Annotated in this window: 17 protein-coding genes; 11 read left to right on the plus strand and 6 right to left on the minus strand. The window is 44.4% G+C overall.

What is annotated here, in order from left to right; genetic code table 11:
- A partial coding sequence (gene panD / locus ABZD21_RS09700) for an aspartate 1-decarboxylase (protein WP_372774778.1) occupies positions 1–249 on the minus strand: 249 nt, incomplete at its 3' end.
- 82 nt (positions 250–331) lie between these two features.
- Positions 332–1,171 carry a pantoate--beta-alanine ligase gene (gene panC, locus ABZD21_RS09705; RefSeq protein ID WP_372774779.1) on the minus strand — a complete coding sequence of 280 codons (840 nt, stop codon included), beginning with the start codon at positions 1,169–1,171 and terminating at the stop codon, positions 332–334.
- Positions 1,172–1,324: 153 nt separating this feature from the next.
- Here panC and ABZD21_RS09710 point away from each other — a divergent pair, with 153 nt between their 5' ends.
- The 5 genes from ABZD21_RS09710 (at position 1,325) to ABZD21_RS09730 (ending at position 7,560) form a co-directional block, all read left to right on the plus strand.
- Positions 1,325–2,128: a glycogen/starch synthase gene (locus ABZD21_RS09710; RefSeq protein ID WP_372774780.1), complete on the plus strand. Its 804-nt coding sequence runs from the start codon at positions 1,325–1,327 to the stop codon at positions 2,126–2,128.
- A gap of 533 nt (positions 2,129–2,661) precedes the next feature.
- Positions 2,662–4,500 carry a glutamine--fructose-6-phosphate transaminase (isomerizing) gene (glmS, locus tag ABZD21_RS09715; protein ID WP_372774781.1) on the plus strand — a complete coding sequence of 613 codons (1,839 nt, stop codon included), beginning with the start codon at positions 2,662–2,664 and terminating at the stop codon, positions 4,498–4,500.
- A gap of 86 nt (positions 4,501–4,586) precedes the next feature.
- The gene (locus tag ABZD21_RS09720; protein WP_372774782.1) at positions 4,587–6,488 is read left to right on the plus strand and encodes an Ig-like domain-containing domain; all 1,902 of its coding nucleotides are present in this window, start codon (positions 4,587–4,589) and stop codon (positions 6,486–6,488) included.
- Positions 6,403–7,269 carry a DUF3108 domain-containing protein gene (locus tag ABZD21_RS09725; protein WP_372774783.1) on the plus strand — a complete coding sequence of 289 codons (867 nt, stop codon included), beginning with the start codon at positions 6,403–6,405 and terminating at the stop codon, positions 7,267–7,269. Before ABZD21_RS09720 ends, ABZD21_RS09725 begins: the two co-directional genes overlap by 86 nt.
- Before the next feature lie 3 nt (positions 7,270–7,272).
- Positions 7,273–7,560 (plus strand): hypothetical protein, encoded by a 288-nt coding sequence (locus tag ABZD21_RS09730; RefSeq protein ID WP_372774784.1) that lies wholly within the window; start codon positions 7,273–7,275, stop codon positions 7,558–7,560.
- Between the two features lies 1 nt (position 7,561).
- Here ABZD21_RS09730 and ABZD21_RS09735 read toward each other — a convergent pair whose 3' ends face one another.
- Positions 7,562–7,963 carry a DUF3859 domain-containing protein gene (locus ABZD21_RS09735; protein WP_372774785.1) on the minus strand — a complete coding sequence of 134 codons (402 nt, stop codon included), beginning with the start codon at positions 7,961–7,963 and terminating at the stop codon, positions 7,562–7,564.
- 410 nt (positions 7,964–8,373) lie between these two features.
- Here ABZD21_RS09735 and ABZD21_RS09740 point away from each other — a divergent pair, with 410 nt between their 5' ends.
- The 4 genes from ABZD21_RS09740 to ABZD21_RS09755 all read left to right on the plus strand — a co-directional run bounded on the left by ABZD21_RS09740 (position 8,374) and on the right by ABZD21_RS09755 (position 11,188).
- A complete protein-coding gene (locus ABZD21_RS09740; protein WP_372774786.1) occupies positions 8,374–9,294 on the plus strand; it encodes a hypothetical protein in 921 nt (306 codons plus the stop codon).
- Positions 9,295–9,543: 249 nt separating this feature from the next.
- Positions 9,544–10,005 (plus strand): hypothetical protein, encoded by a 462-nt coding sequence (locus tag ABZD21_RS09745; protein WP_372774787.1) that lies wholly within the window; start codon positions 9,544–9,546, stop codon positions 10,003–10,005.
- A 15-nt stretch (positions 10,006–10,020) separates the two neighbouring features.
- Entirely contained in the window at positions 10,021–10,428 is a 408-nt protein-coding gene (locus ABZD21_RS09750) for a hypothetical protein (RefSeq protein ID WP_372774788.1), read from the plus strand.
- A gap of 205 nt (positions 10,429–10,633) precedes the next feature.
- Positions 10,634–11,188 carry a ClpP family protease gene (locus tag ABZD21_RS09755; RefSeq protein ID WP_372774789.1) on the plus strand — a complete coding sequence of 185 codons (555 nt, stop codon included), beginning with the start codon at positions 10,634–10,636 and terminating at the stop codon, positions 11,186–11,188.
- Between the two features lie 69 nt (positions 11,189–11,257).
- Here ABZD21_RS09755 and mgrA read toward each other — a convergent pair whose 3' ends face one another.
- Positions 11,258–12,247, minus strand: a complete 990-nt coding sequence (gene mgrA, locus ABZD21_RS09760; RefSeq protein ID WP_372774790.1) for an L-glyceraldehyde 3-phosphate reductase — start codon at positions 12,245–12,247, stop codon at positions 11,258–11,260.
- Between the two features lie 113 nt (positions 12,248–12,360).
- Between mgrA and ABZD21_RS09765 the strand changes: the two genes are divergently transcribed.
- A complete protein-coding gene (locus tag ABZD21_RS09765; protein WP_372774791.1) occupies positions 12,361–13,251 on the plus strand; it encodes a pyruvate, water dikinase regulatory protein in 891 nt (296 codons plus the stop codon).
- A 148-nt stretch (positions 13,252–13,399) separates the two neighbouring features.
- Positions 13,400–14,380 (plus strand): ROK family protein, encoded by a 981-nt coding sequence (locus tag ABZD21_RS09770; RefSeq protein ID WP_372774792.1) that lies wholly within the window; start codon positions 13,400–13,402, stop codon positions 14,378–14,380.
- A 165-nt stretch (positions 14,381–14,545) separates the two neighbouring features.
- Here ABZD21_RS09770 and ABZD21_RS09775 read toward each other — a convergent pair whose 3' ends face one another.
- On the minus strand, positions 14,546–15,595 hold the full coding sequence (locus ABZD21_RS09775; protein WP_372774793.1) for an NAD-dependent epimerase/dehydratase family protein: 1,050 nt from the start codon (positions 15,593–15,595) through the stop codon (positions 14,546–14,548).
- A gap of 149 nt (positions 15,596–15,744) precedes the next feature.
- Positions 15,745–16,227 (minus strand): pyridoxamine 5'-phosphate oxidase family protein, encoded by a 483-nt coding sequence (locus ABZD21_RS09780; RefSeq protein ID WP_372774794.1) that lies wholly within the window; start codon positions 16,225–16,227, stop codon positions 15,745–15,747.
- Between the last annotated feature and the right edge of the window lie 12 nt (positions 16,228–16,239).

Here is a 16,239-nt window from a genome sequence, read left to right on the forward strand (position 1 = left end):
GTCGCCAACAGCCACTTTACGGGCAGCCGGGCCATTCAGACAAATAACACCTGTGTCGCGTTTTCCCTTTATGACGTATGTTTCCAGCCGTTCGCCATTGTTGATGTTCACAATCTGAACCTTTTCATTTTCGATCAAATTGGCAGCATCCATCAAGTCCTCGTCAATCGTGATACTTCCGACATACTGCAAGTTGGCCTCCGTAACGGTCACTTTGTGAATTTTCGATTTACAAACTTCAATATACATCTCGTTCTTGTTTATAGTCTTTGATCTGCTTTTGTTTTCAAGCCCGGCCTTTCGGCCGTTTTTTTCGTTTAGAAATTCAGATTCAGAAAACCAGATTATCGATTAATCGAACCTCACCACAAAAAACAGCTATGCAAGCTACTTTGTTTACCGGGTCGTCCCATCGTAACACAGGTTTCAGATCTGTATCGTTCACAATTTCAAAATATTCAGTCTCTAAAAAAGCATTGGCGTTAATCTCTTCCACCACTTGCCTTTTAACTTCTTCTACGCTCAAGTCGGGTGCATTGTTCCTGGCTTGGCATAGTGTTTTATAGATCAGTGCCGCATTTTCGCGTTGCTCTTTGCTTAGCCGTTCGTTGCGCGAACTCATAGCCAAACCACTGGCTTCGCGAACAATTGGACAGGCGATAATTTCGACCGGCAAATTTAGTTGTTTTACCATTGCTTTCACAATTACGAGCTGCTGAAAGTCTTTTTGGCCAAAAAATGCCTTGTCGGGCTTTACAATTTCAAATAGTTTACTCACAATTTGTGCCACCCCATTAAAGTGCCCCGGACGAAACTGACCTTCCATTACTTGCTCCAGCTCACCAAATTGAAACTGGCGTTTGTCAGGCTCCGGATACATGGTTTCTACCTTGGGTGAAAACACAAGCTGACAGGGAGTTGATTCCAGTAGTTTCAAATCGGCTTCCAGTGTCCTGGGGTATTGATCCAAATCTTTTGGGTCGTTGAATTGGGTTGGGTTAACAAAAATACTAACCACCACAAAATCGGTCTGTTTGCCCGCTTGTTCCACCAACGATAAATGTCCCGAATGCAGGGCGCCCATCGTTGGAACGAATCCAATTGTTTTTCCTTCAGCTTGTTGGGCTTGAAGCAGCCCTTGTAAATCCCTAATTTCCCGTATCAGAATCATGGGTGAAAAATTTGGCTGCAAAGTAAATAAATTAATCCTTACAAAGTCGCCCGAATAGGTCGCTTTCCGCCAAATTCCTCGAACAATGGCGGTTCGAATTGAATATTCGCTATATTTTTACTAATTTTGCCGAATCAATTTCAGCATACTTCCATGGAAAAGAAAAGAATCTTATTCATTTCTCAAGAGATAACACCTTACCTTCCCGAATCAGAGATGTCCGTAAAATCCAGATATTTGCCACAAGGCATACAGGAGCGCGGACGTGAAATTCGGACATTTATGCCCCGTTACGGGAGTGTAAACGAACGACGAAATCAACTGCATGAGGTCATCCGCTTGTCGGGTATGAACCTGGTGATCAGTGATGCAGACCACCCTCTAATTATTAAAGTTGCGTCCATTCAGGCTGCCCGAATGCAGGTATACTTTATTGACAATGAAGACTATTTCCATCGCAAGCACGTGCTGAGGGATGGAAAAGGAAGAGAGTTTGAAGATAACGACGAGCGCGCTGTTTTCTTTGCCCGCGGGGTATTGGAAACCGTGATCAAGTTACGCTGGGCTCCGGATATCATCCACTGTCATGGCTGGCTCAGTTCGTTGGTGCCTTTATACATCAAAAAAGCTTACCACGACGATCCGTTATTTGCCAAATCGAAGGTGGTTTATTCGGTTTATAATGAAAACTTTAAGAAACCGTTAAATTCAAAAGCTGCGGAAAATGTCCTGATCGACGGGGTTGGAGCAGGAGATGTGGAAATTTTAAAGGAATCGACCTATGAGAGTATGTCGAAATTAGGTATTCAATATGCTGATGGCGTTATTCAAGGCAGTGAGGAAATTAACCCGCAGCTGGCTGAATACATAAGCGCTTCGCAGAAACTTAACCTGGGGTACCAACCGGAAGAAACCTATTTGGACGCGTATAACGAATTTTACGATAAAGTTTTATAAGCGTATAGCACGATTCTGAATCGTTGAAAAGTCATTCTGAAGAAAATTCAGGGTGACTTTTTTGTTGCTGGGCTATTGGTCCGAAAGCAGGCTGGTGATGATTTGGCTCCGGTGCAAACCAAGGAACGCCAATCGAACAAGTAAACCACAACAGCGTTACCGACTTTCAGCGTTTTGTGTCGCTTGTCTGCATCGTATTAAACCCGAACTTCGCTGTTAAGCTGATCGGTGGACAATCAATTTCATCCGGTTTTATCGCTGATATGCCATCTTGTGTTGCTTATTTGCGAAAAAAGCAAAGTGAATATTCGGTGAAGTTTGTAGCTTTGGGACATTTATTTTTCCGACTCAACGGCCGGGCTGGAGATTTACTTTCGCTTGCCGGAAGTTCTGCTTCCTGAAAAATTGGAGCACTAACGGAATAATTGACGAATTTAATCGTTGATTATTAAAGTTTTAGAGGCGGAAGGAATTTAGAAATAGGAAATTACGAACAGACAGTCATCTTTTATGCTGTCTCCAAACAGAAAAATATGTGTGGTATAGTTGGTTATATCGGCGATAAAAATGCTTATCCAATCCTGATCAAGGGCCTACAGCGGCTGGAATACCGTGGCTACGATTCAGCCGGAATAGCGATTTACAACGAGAATTTAAGGTCCTATAAAAAGAAAGGCAAAGTGAGCGAACTCGAAGCTTTCGTTGCCGATAAAGATGTTCACGGGCACATGGGAATTGGTCATACCCGTTGGGCAACACATGGCGAGCCCAGCGACCGGAATGCACACCCGCAGTGCTCAATGAACAACGATTTTGTGCTGGTGCATAACGGGATTATCGAAAACTATGCGGAGCTGAAGAAAGATTTGATGGCGAAAGGCTATTCGTTCCAGAGTGAAACCGATACCGAAGTGCTGGTTAACCTGGTCGAGTATTTTTATCGCATGGAAGAGGTAAACAGTGCTGAAATAGCGGTTCGTCTGGCCTTGTCGAAAGTAGTTGGCGCCTACGGTATAGTGGTGCTTTGTCAACACGAAAAGCATCGCATGATTGCTGCTCGTATGGGCAGTCCACTGGTAATTGGACTTGGACAGGGTGAATATTTTCTGGCTTCGGATGCCAGCCCCATTGTTGAATATACCGACAGCGTAATTTATATGAACGATGGCGACGTTGCCATCATCGAGAAAAATAGCCTGACCCTGAAAACGCTGGACAACGATCCGGCGAACTTCAAAATAACCAAAGTCGATCTGAGTATTGGTGATCTGGAAAAAGGAGACTTCGAGCACTTCATGCTGAAAGAAATCTTTGAGCAGCCCAATACAATTCGCGATACTTTCCGGGGTCGCATCCATGACGGTCAGGATGATATTGTGCTGGGTGGATTGATGGATGTTTTCCCAAAGATTGTTGCTGCTAACCGGATCATCATTCTGGGTTGCGGAACCAGTTGGCATGCTGCCTTGGTTGCCGAATACCTGATTGAAGAATATGCCCGTGTGCCGGTTGAGGTGGAATATGCCTCCGAATTCAGATACCGGAAACCGATTATCCATCCCGGTGATGTCATCATCGCTGTCAGTCAGAGTGGTGAAACTGCCGATACGCTGGCAGCATTGAAAATGGCCAAAGCGCAGGGAGCCATCATTCTTGGCATTTGTAATGTGGTGGGCTCCAGTATTGCCCGCGAAACCGATGCCGGTGTTTATACGCATGCCGGTGCCGAAATTGGCGTGGCTTCAACCAAAGCCTTTACAGCTCAGGTAACCGTACTCACCTTGTTCGCCTTTAAATTGGCTAAGGAGCGTGGAGAGATTGATGCTGAAACCTTAAAAATGTTTATTCGCGAAATGCTTGAAATTCCGGAGAAGGTGGAGAGCATTCTGTTAAAGCATCCGCATATAAAAGCGGTAGCCGAAAAATACTATAACGCTACAAACGCGCTCTACCTTGGGCGAGGTTATTTATTTCCCGTAGCACTTGAAGGCGCTCTAAAACTGAAGGAAATTTCGTACATCCATGCTGAAGGCTACGCCGCCGGTGAGATGAAACACGGACCAATCGCGCTTGTTGACGATAACTTGCCGGTGGTGGTGGTTTCGGCTAAAGATAGCTACTACGAGAAGGTCGTGAGCAATATTCAGGAAGTGAAAGCCCGAAAAGGAAACATCATCGCAGTCGTTACCGAGGGCGATAACGGATTGCGTAATATGGCAGATGATCTGTTTGAAATTCCCGAATCGCACCCTGCCGTAGCAGCATTGTTGACGGTTGTGCCCTTGCAGTTATTCTCCTACTACATTGCTCTCATGAGGGGATGCGATGTCGATCAACCGCGGAATTTGGCAAAATCGGTGACGGTAGAATAGTGATCTAGAAAGTAACCGTTTAACTTCAGAAGGAAAGGACAGAGACTGAAGTCCAGAACGGAAGGAATTATTTGGATAAAAAGCAAATGAAGAGATACATACTAACCATGATATTGGGCTACCTTAGCTATCTGATTTTCACAACTTCCTGTGCAAATCAAGGGATGCCTACAGGCGGCGATAAAGATTCGATTGCGCCGGTAGTTTTAAAAACGGTTCCGTTAGCCGGGGCCCGGAACTACAAGGGAAGCACGGTGAACCTTACCTTCGACGAGTTCATTGTGTCAACCGATGTTTCCTCGAATTTGGTGGTTTCTCCGCCCCTGAAAAAGCAGCCGATAGTCAGAACCAAGTCGAAAACGCTGATTGTTGATTTTGGCGAACAACTGAAGCCCAACAAAACCTATTCACTCGATTTTAAAAGTTCGATCGTCGACAATAACGAGAAGAATCCACTGGTCGACTATCGTTTCGCATTTAGCAACGGCCCGGAATTCGATAGTTTAATGGTTGGTGGCTATGTGCGTATGGCTGAAAATATGGAACCGGTAGAAGAAGTTTTGGTTTTGCTCCATTCAGTGGATAGTTTGCATTATTTCCGCGACAGTATTCCCGACTATATTGCCAAAACCGACGACGAGGGTTTTTATCTGATTTCGAATGTAGCTCCGGGGAACTATCGTTTGTATGCTGTTCAGGATGCCGACAATAGCCTCACCTTCAATCAAACGTCCGAATTAATAGCATTCTACGATTCCCTTGTTGTGCCGGCTGCACCAATTGTTGCGGATTCCATTCCGGGCGGGCACAAGGCTTCGGATCGAAACGGTCCGGGGAGGGAACACGAGCACGACCATAGTCAGTACAATACGAAGCCTTACTATTTGTTGTTGTACGAGGAAGAGTCTTATAACCAATACCTTGAAGATTCAAAACGAGATCGGGCGGATTTATGTCAGTTCTTTTTCGATGAATCTGTGACCGATTCGTTTCGGGTGGAATTAGTGAAACCGAAACTTGCAACCGATTGGGCTTTGCTGGAGTTTTCAACCAAGCGCGATTCGGTGAATCTTTGGATAAAAGATACAACGCTAAGCCAGCAAGACACCCTTATTTTTCAAGTTAATTACGAAGTACAGGATAGTCTGGAGAACCTGGTTTTGCGAACTGATACCGTGAGTCTGGTTTATACCAAACCAACGGAAAAAGAAAAGAAAAAGAAGAAAGAACAAGAAGAGGAAGAAGCTCCAAAAGTTCAACATTTTTCTTTTCGGGCGAACGGAAAAGAGGGTTTTGACGGATACCGAAAGCTGGTGCTCGAAGCGCCGGAACCGCTGGACTCTTTCGATTTCGGCATGGTGCACCTGTACCAAAAAGTTGATACGCTTGAAGAGGAGCGGGAGTTTACGATCGCACGTGATTCCGTTTCTCTTCGGAAATATATTATTTCCTATCCCTGGGAGTTTCAGGAGGAGTACCGGTTGGAGGTTGATTCCGCTGCTGCCACTACAATTCGAGGGTATCCATCGAATAAGTTCGGGCAGAAGTTGACGATTAAAGAAGAGGCTTACTATGCCAAAATTATCCTGACGGTGTCGAATCTTCATGGGCAAAGTTTTATTCAGGTGGTGAAAAACACCGACGATGAGGAAGTTATAAGCCAGATTGGGATTGATTCGGATGGAGAAATTGAATTTCCGTTTTTGAACCCGGATAAATTCAAAATTCGATTGGTAATTGACTCTAATAAGAACGGGAAATGGGATATCGGAAGAATCGACGAAGGCTTGCAGCCGGAGCGTGTTATTTACTATCCCAAAATTCTGAAATTACGGTCTAATTTCGAAATTCGCGAAAATTGGATCCTTCCCGACGACCTTCAGTTTAAAAAAGAATTGATTGATGAAGATCAACTTGAAAAAGATAAGAAAACGTCAAAAGGAGGTTCTGCAAAGAACCAGCAAGGCAGGCCGGGCGGCTCTCGTTAGTATAGTCGTACTACTTTGTTGGAGTCAGGCCCGGGGACAAAGCAAGCAGTTCGCGTTTTCTCCGGGTGAGGAAATCTCGTATGGAGCATACTACAACTGGCAGTTTGTATGGGTGAATGCAGGTGAAGTTACTTTCACGGCCGATACGCTCACTCGCGGCGGGCAGAAACAATGGTTGCTGAAAGCTACCGGACATTCGTTGAAAGCCTATGATTGGCTTTACTCGGTGCGTGATACGTTTTTCACCTACCTGTCATACCCGGATTTTCAGCCCAACTATTTTTACCGGTCTGTAAATCATGCCGGAGCTTTTTCGCGCGAATCTTATCTGTTTAATCATCCGCCGGGAAAGACCGCTTACTTTCATGAATCGAAAAGCGGGAGTCCGATCAACTCAACAATTCCTTATCAGGCTGGTGTAAACGACGTCCTGACTCAGGCTTTCCAGCTCCGGAATTACAAGTTCGATCGGTTGAAAGACGATGAGCTTGTCCGGTTTAAAATGCTGACAAATGATAAAACCAGCGAGTTGTATTTTCGATACAAAGGAATGGAGCCGGTGAAAACCAGGAACGGCCGAAAGTTTAACTGCCACAAAGTTGCCGTTCCGTTGGTGAAGGGCGATTACTTTCCCGAAGGAGAAGAGATGTATATATGGTTCACTGCCGACCAAAATCATATCCCGATTATGGTGGAGACGAATATCCGAATTGGTACGGTGAAAGCGATTTTTTTAGATGCAAAATCCGTAACTTTCCCCCTAAATTCTGAAATAGACTAAGATATGGCAAAATTAAAAAATCTGAAGAAAGACATCGACTTCCTGGTTGGCCAGGTCGTTTTGGATTGCTTTGAGTACATCCATCTGACAGTTGATGCCGATACCGAAGGCGCCTATTCCATTGTTGGTGAAGTGTTGGTGTTACGAAACCAACTGCGTAACCGGGTCAATCATCCGGACGGAAAAGACAATCCCGCTTTGACCAAACAATTCTACAAACGGATTGGAAAAGAATTGGTTGAGGGCTGTGATCAGTGTTACGAAAAACTGGCTAAACTACCCAACGCCTAGATCAAAATTCAGCGCCTTTGCGGACAAGATAAAGGGTTTTGTCCGCAATCGTTTTTCCATCCAACTCGGTAATTAATCGCCACTGACCGAGTTTGTCTTCCAAAGGCTCCCAGATGCAGTCTCCCAAAAAGAATTCATAGTCGTTGCTATTGATGTAAACTTCGCCGGTAAAATCATCCATCGGCTCCCCAAATTCGTCGTTGAATGGTGGATGAATGATGCGAAAGTCCAGTTTGTATCCTTTTGCTTTTTTAATCTTCAGCACATAGCCAAACTCAGTACCAATTTCGGCTTCAACCGTATTGCTAATAGCTAAGATTTTTGGTAAAGCTTTACTTTGTTTATCCCAGCCGGCGTATTCGCCCCAGGTATACAACTCGATGTCAAACTTCTTTTTACTCAATTTCTGTGTCTTTTCTTAAAAAACGATTGATTACTGAACAGCGGGAAAATCATGCGAAATTTAACGCTCCGGTTCGTCTGTCCAGTCGGGTTGTACAAAGATAAAAAAGTGGACAGAACAATGGGGTGGTTGTCGAGTTTGTTTCGGCAACTAGGCTGCTTCCCAAAGTCATCTTGTCTGATGGCAATTTAATCCAGGGAAGTCTCCGCGCTCAAGATCGATTTCTGAAAAATGACGCTTTAGCAAGAGTAGGGAGTGTTCTCGATCAGTGATTTTATTTGACTGCCCCGTAAAATAATGCTACTTTTGCAAGCGACTTTTTCAGTCGTGGAATGAAATTTGACGTGCTTCGGCAGCAGAAATTTAAACAAAAAAAAACGGACATTGATCGTCCGAAATTTGCTTGATTTATGACAGAACAGGAACAAAAGAAAAATAAAATCTCTTTAGGGAAAACCGATAAAGAGCGTCGGAATAATCTGATTGTGATCTTTCTGGTGACTATTTTAGTCGTTGTCGTAGTACTCCTGTTTATGCAACGACGGGAGCATAAAATGATAATGGAGTCGTTGAACGCCGAAAAAAATTCAATTCAGACCGAGTTGAATGACATGGTGCAAAATTACGATTCGCTAAAGACTGACAACGATACGCTGAATCAACAGCTTTTTGTCGCTCAAACAAAAGTAAAGGACTTGCTGCTTGAGGTCGGACAGATTAAAAAAGCCAGTTATGATCAGATCTCGCGCTACCAGGAGGAGGTCGGCTCTCTGCGGAGGATTATGCGAAACTACATTGTGCAGGTCGACTCGCTCAATCGTCGTAACCAACAGCTGATGGTTGAAAATGAGCAGGTGAAGCAGGATTTTATGGAGGCTGAAAACCGTAACCGCGAGTTGGAACAGGTGCGCAAGCAACTATCGCAAAAAGTTGAACGGGCAGCCATGCTCGAAGCCCGAAACCTGCAAGTAATCGCAATAAATCAGAAAGGCAAAGAAGTTAACAATAGTTCAAAAGCCGAACAGTTACAGGTTAGCTTTACGCTGAGTAAAAATATTACCGCAAAGCGGGGAGCCAAAAATATTTATGTGCGGATCTTACGGCCCGATCAGGTTTTATTGGTACAATCGAAAAACAACTTGTTTCAGTTTGAAGATTTAAAAATACCATTCTCTTCCATGCGCGAAGTAACCTACGAAGGAAGTGAGTTGCCGGTGAATATTTATTGGGACAACAGTGGGTTTGATGCCTTTATGACAGGCGATTATACAATTGATGTCTTTGCCGATGGAAACAACATCGGAACAACGACTTTCTCCTTTAAAAAATAAGAACACAAATAGTTTGTCAGATAGAAGCCGGGTCGATAGCCCGGCTTTTTTTGCGGTTTGTCGATTGTCGTTTTCTGACCTTTGTCTCAGAAAGTTCAGTTTACAATTGCTTTTTGATACCGTTTTATGCCAATTATTAGAACGCAAGTTCATAACTTGCAGAGAATTTAAGCGATAACTCTCGGGGAAGGATATATGGAGGAATTGCCGGATCTCTTCGGCCACTGCCATAAAAAAACTCACCATAGCATGAAACGGATACTCACATACCTCATTTTAGCGGCATTTGTCGTCGCTTCCTGTATTGATGATAGTGGAAAATGCGACGATGTAGCTTGTTTTACACCGCCAGATTCATTTGTTTTTGAAATTACCGATATGAGTAATGGTGAAAATCTGTTCACCAACGGCACCTACAATAAGTTAGAGATTGAAGTTGTAGATCAACTAAGTGGAGATCCGTACAGTGTTGAATTTATTGATGAAAATGACCTGAATTGGTTGGTGATTAGCTCCGTCGGCTGGAAAACGGAGACAGTAGAGCTGGAAGTGACTATTGGTGGAGAGCTCTTGTTCTCTTTTTATGTCGATGCAGATCGACTAAATGGTGATTGCTGTTCGTATACCCAATATAACGAGGTTCGGGTTGAAGGTGCTTCGTTTGAATTTGACCCTGCAACTGAACGCTATACCATTCTTATTGAACCTTAAAAACAATTGATAACTGTGGAAATTCGGATTGAAAAATTATGGAGTACGGCTAACATGATGCTCATTGTTTCTATCGTCGTTCTTTTAACGATCGGGATGATTGATCTGCTACCAGATCCGTATGCTGTATGGAATAGCCGGTTTTTAGGCCTGGGGCTTTTGCTGAGTGCGATCTTCTATTTGAAGTTGTTTCGTAAGAATTACATTGTTTACACCTCAAAAATGATGATGATTAATTGCGGCAGGCTGTCCCGAAAATTCATTCGGTTCAATCAGCTCGTTTATTGCGAAATTGAAAACGGACTGTTGAAAATTGAACTAAAAAGCGGCGAGCAGTTGGTAATCGACATGGATGAAGCGGACCAGGAGAAACTTCATCGGTTGGATGATCTTGTGCACCGGAAGACTAATTTTCGGGCCTGATTGGACGATTCTGCATTGCTGCTCCGGATAGCCTGACTGGTCGTCGGATGTTCTTCGAAAACGGAAAGATCTTAGGATTGTGAAAACAGGTAATGAGGATTAATATCGGAAGAGTGTTAATTTTCCTCCGGCAACACGCCATTCACTTTCCGATTTGAACGAAAATAATGTAATATTGTTGAAGAATATTCAAAAACGAAAATACATGAACGACAAATCAAAATTACAAAACCAGATAGATGCCAAAATTCTTGGCGAACGGAAAGTTTTTTTATGGGGACAAGTAGACGACCGCTCTGCAAAACATGTGGTTGAACGCTTGCTGTATCTCGAAATGCTCGATCCGGGTAAAGAAATTCAGTTAATTATTAACAGTCCAGGAGGCTACGTTACTTCCGGGTTTGCGATCTACGACGCGATGAAAAGCATCAGCAGTCCTGTGTCTACAATTTGTACCGGTTTGGCCGCTTCTATGGGATCAATTTTGTTGTCGGCAGGAGCAAAAGGCCGCCGATTTGTAATGCCTCACGGTCGGGTGATGATTCACCAGCCAAGTGGTGGCGCCGGAGGTCCGGCATCGGACATTGAAATTCAGATGCAGGAAATAATTAAAACTAAAAAGCTGGGTGCAGAGATTCTGGCCAATAACTGCGGACAGCCTGTTGAGCGCATCATGAAAGATTTTAATCGCGACTACTGGATGTCGGCTGAAGAATCTGTCGAATACGGTATCGTTGACGGCATTAAAACAGACTTATAAACAAGAGCTATAAATAAGAAAAATCCGACTCGACAGAGCCGGATTTTTTTATGCTGTCTTGTACTCTCGCTAGCCGATCAATATATTTTCTATTTGGGCGAGTTCGTCGCTCGAGAAGGTCAAATTATTGACCGCGGTAACGCTATCCTCAAGTTGTTTTACCGAGCTGGCTCCAATAAGCACCGAAGTAACCCGGTGGTCCTTTAGCAACCAGGCCAGCGACATCTGCGCCAGCGATTGTCCGCGTGTGATGGCAAGCTCGTTTAACTTTTTCACCTTTAAAAGTGCAGGTTCTACCATCTCAGGTTTGAGGAATCCCCATGATTTTGCGGCTCTGGAACCTTCGGGAATCCCATTCAGGTATTTATTGGTGAGCAGGCCTTGCGCCAATGGCGAGAAGGGGATGCAACCAATTCCTTCCTCTTCCAACACATCGAGCAAACCACCTTCAACCCAACGTTCAAACAGGCTGTATTTTGGTTGGTGAATCAGACAAGGAGTTCCCAGTTCCCTTAAAATCCGGGCGGCTTCGCGTGCCTGATCTGCCGGGTAGTTCGAAATTCCTGCATATAAAGCCTTTCCCTGACGGACAGCTTGGTCTAATGCCATCATGCTTTCTTCGAGCGGGGTTTCCGGATCGGGACGATGGTGATAGAAAATATCAACGTACTCGAGGCCCATTCGCTTTAGGCTTTGGTCGAGGCTGGAGAGCATATATTTGCGGCTTCCCCAGTCGCCGTAGGGTCCCGGCCACATTCCATATCCGGCTTTGGTTGATATGATCAGCTCATCGCGATAGGCTGAAAGGTCTTGGTGAAGAATCTTCCCAAAATTTTCCTCCGCAGAGCCCGGTGGAGGACCATAATTGTTGGCTAAATCAAAATGTGTAATCCCGAGGTCGAAAGCCCGGTGAATCATGGCGCGTCCATTCTCGAAAATATCAACTCCTCCGAAATTATGCCAGAGTCCGAGTGAAAAGGCCGGGAGTTTAATTCCCGAGCGGCCGCAACGTTTGTATGGCATCGATTCGTAGCGACCTGGTTTTGCATGGTAGGACATGGGTTTTCAGTTTAAACAGATTAGAAACCAAAGTTAGCAGTTCATGTTCAATAACAAAAAGGTAAACTGGTAATAAGTATGTATTTTAGCGTGAAAGGATAAAATACAAACTGATGGCTTCAAACGAAAAAAACAACCAACCTTCGATCATTTATATTGTATCCGGAGGGAAAGGATTAGCCGGTAATAATATGGTGCAGTCCATGCTGATTCAGTATCCCAACAACAATGTTCGGGTCGTCATTGTCCCGCATGTAATGGACGAGAGTTTAGTGATTGAGACTGTGATGAGAGCAAAAAGTAATAACGGACTAATTGCCCATACAATGGTTCAACACGATCTGCGACGCCGGCTGATTGCGCTGGCTGAAGAACACGGAGTTCCGCAGATTGATTTCATGGGGCCGTTGGCCGAGTATCTGGACGAGAAGCTCGAAATTCCTTCTTTGCAGTCTCCCGGCCTTTTTCGCGAAATTAAACAGCAGTATTTCGAACGAATTGATGCCATTGAATTCACTTTGGATCACGACGATGGAATGAGCCCCCAACGACTAAATGAAGCAGAGATTGTACTTTGTGGGTTGTCGCGCGCCGGAAAGACGCCCTTGAGTGTTTACCTGGCCTTGTATGGTTGGAAGGTGGCAAACGTGCCTTTGGTTCCCGGAATTGATCCGCCCAAAGAATTGTTTAATATCGACCCCGGCCGGGTGTTTGGACTGCAAATTAGCATGAATCAACTAATTGCCCATCGGATAAAGCGTTTGCGGAACTTTAAGAATACAGACAATACAGCCTATGTGGATGAGGATCGGTTGCGGGAGGAAATTCGCTATGCCAATTTGGTGTTTCTACGCGGACGGTTCACCGTTATTCCGGTTACCAATAAGCCTGTTGAGTCGTCGGCCAACGAGATTATTGGCCATATGAGTTCGCGCTATGATTTTGGCGGAAGGAAGATTCATTCCCCTTTCCATGGCTCCGGACACGATGAGGTGTCCGGTTAACCGCTGTAGTAATCTGAAAAACACGATTTATTCAATAAAAATTGAGCGGTTGGTTACTGGTTTTTTGAAGTTGTTTTTTCGACTTTATTATCTTTACGAATCGAACAACAGAAATCGTTTGAACTTAAAACAACTAAATCATTGTAATATGAGTAAGAAAGCAACTGTCGGTGTTGATGTCGGCGGAACAAATACGGCAATCGGAATTGTTGATGCTGTAGGAAATGTACTGGTTAAAGGTGGCATTGAAACTCCGGCGCACGGAGATATTGATCGTTACATGACTGATTTGGCGAATGCCATTAATGAATTAATAAAGTCGGTAAAACTGGTTAACAGCGATATCGAAATTTTAGGAATTGGTGTTGGAGCTCCGAATGGAAACTATTACAACGGGACGATTGAGTACGCTCCAAACCTGTCGTTTAAAGGAGTCATTCATTTTGTTTCCTTATTGAAAAACAAGTTCCCCGAATTACCAGCCATTGCACTAACCAACGATGCCAATGCGGCTGCTATTGGCGAAATGATTTATGGTGGTGCAAAGAATATGAAAAACTTTGTGATGTACACTTTGGGAACCGGTGTTGGTAGTGGTGTTGTTGTAAACGGCGACTTGGTTTACGGGCACGATGGCTTTGCCGGAGAATGCGGTCATACAATCCTGATTCCGGGAGGCCGTTTGTGTGGCTGTGGTACCAAAGGTCATTTGGAAGCATATTGCTCGGCTGGTGGCATGAAACGGACTGCTTTCGAGATCATGGCTCGCGACAATGCCGGTGACAGCCTTTTGGCAGACAAATCATTTAAGGAACTAAGTTCGAAAATGATTTTTGATGCCGCGGAAAAAGGAGATAAAGTGGCGTTGGAAGTGTTTGAACAAACCGGTGCGTGGTTAGGACAAGGTTTGGCGGATACAGTTCACCATCTTAGTCCGGAGGCGATCTTCCTGTTTGGAGGGCCAACAGCAGCCGGCGATTATATTTTCAAGCCAACTAAAGCGAGTTTGGAAGCGCATTTGTTGCCAATCTTTAAAAACAAGATCAAAGTTTTACCGTCTGAACTGAGTATGGGTGATGCCGCTATTGTTGGCGCCAGTGCTCTGGTTTGGAAGGAACTGGAAAAATAAGCCGTTCGAAATTGAATGAGGCAAATAAGGGAGTTTCTTCGGAGGCTCCCTTTTTACGTTGTGTCCGCAGCTTTGAGACCTTTTCCGTCACCTTTTTTGACGCGGACGGATAGGTCGCTTCGAAAAGGCCCCAAAACGATTCTATTTTAAGTAAATGCAGAGCAGCTATCTTTTCTTCGTTGCGGGTGTTAGTTGCTCAACGTCTTTCAAAAAAAGCTGAGAGATATTTTGAATAGTCGTATTTAGGCTGCGGTATTGAAATCCTACGCCGGTGGTAATTTTGGTGCCATTGTAGCGATTGATGGTATTGGATCCGGAAACTGCTTCCCGAGTAATTACCGGGCGTTTGCCGGAAAAGAAACTGGCTAAACGTGCAGCTCGCCAGGCTACATGCAGAATTAGGTCTGACGCGAAATTTTTAGGTCGTGGACGTTGCAGTCCATCGGCAATTTGGTAGAAGAAATCCTGGTAGCTCATATTGCCCGCGTTTAAAATAAAACGCTGATTTTTGTTGGCGCTGAATGTGTCGGCCTGCATTAACCGGGTCATCGCTGACGCGACATCCAGAACATCAACAAAGCCGGTTTCTCCTTTGGTGTAGTATTTCATACCCTTCCAGATCGACTGAAAAAGTTTCGGGCTGCCAATGTCCCAGTTTCCGGGACCCAGTATAATGGACGGATTTACAATCACCGCATCCAGTCCTTCTTCAATACCTCGCCAAACCTCCATTTCGGAGAAAAACTTGCTCAAGCTGTACGCCGACTTCCGTTTCGACGGAGTCCAATAGGTTTCTTCATTAATTTCTGTTCCATCCTGCGTTTTTCCTAAGGCAGCAATTGAACTGACATGACAAAAACGTTTTACATGGTTGAAAATGGCCGCGTCGATCAGGTTGGCAGTGCCTTTGACATTGTTGTTGAGCATGCTGTCGTGGTCGTTCGGGTGGAATGAAACCATCGCGGCGCAGTGGTATACATCGGTTACTCCGTCCAGCAGTTCCTCCATGCTGTGGTAGTCCAAAATATCCCCTTCAACCCATTGAATCTGATGGAATAGTTCTTCGGCTTGATCGGAATAGTAATTAAAGATTTTAAGAACTGATTTTAAGTTGCTGTTCGCCCGTCTGAGCGCGTGAACCGGCTTGCCCGATTGCACCAGATTTAAAAGCAGATGGGAGCCTACTAATCCTGTTCCTCCGGTTACAAAAATCATTGTTTCCCTCCTTTCTTGTTAATAAGGAAATTTAACTGATTTTGTTTAATAAGATGGTGATTTCGTTGGCAATATATCATGTTCAACAAAAATAGTGAACTTGTTGAATTCGCAGTGCTACTTTCAGTAAACTACGGCAAAGAATCGTTTTATTTACTCCAGGGAGTAACCGCTTTTGCTCCAAATTCTTTAGCTGAGATCCGGTCGATGTGTACTTTCATTATCCCTACATTGACCACCGCTGGTTTGCCGAACTTGAAATCGCGGTCGCTGTATTGCGCCATCGTTTCTTCCAGGCATTTAACCTTCTCGTCGTAGTCATCAATAAATTCAATGGTACCTTCAACCAATACTGTTTTCGATTTCACGCGGTAGCTGCACCCAACCTGAACATCCTGCCAGGCCAGTTCTTCGCCTAGGGTCCAGTTGATACATACTTTGGGATTCTTTTGCAGTGTTTCCCACATACGTCCGTGTTTTGCCGAATGAAGGATGACGTGCTCGCCGTTGTATCCAAAGTTCATCGGTAACAGGTATGGCATGCCATCGTTGCTCATGGCGACATAACAGGTTTTGCATGCCCGGATTACTTCGTCAATTTCTTCGCGGTTGTCAATGATTAACGTTCTCATCTGCGGAATAAT

Source organism: Mangrovibacterium sp., from assembly GCF_041596335.1.
GTDB lineage: Bacteria > Bacteroidota > Bacteroidia > Bacteroidales > Prolixibacteraceae > Mangrovibacterium.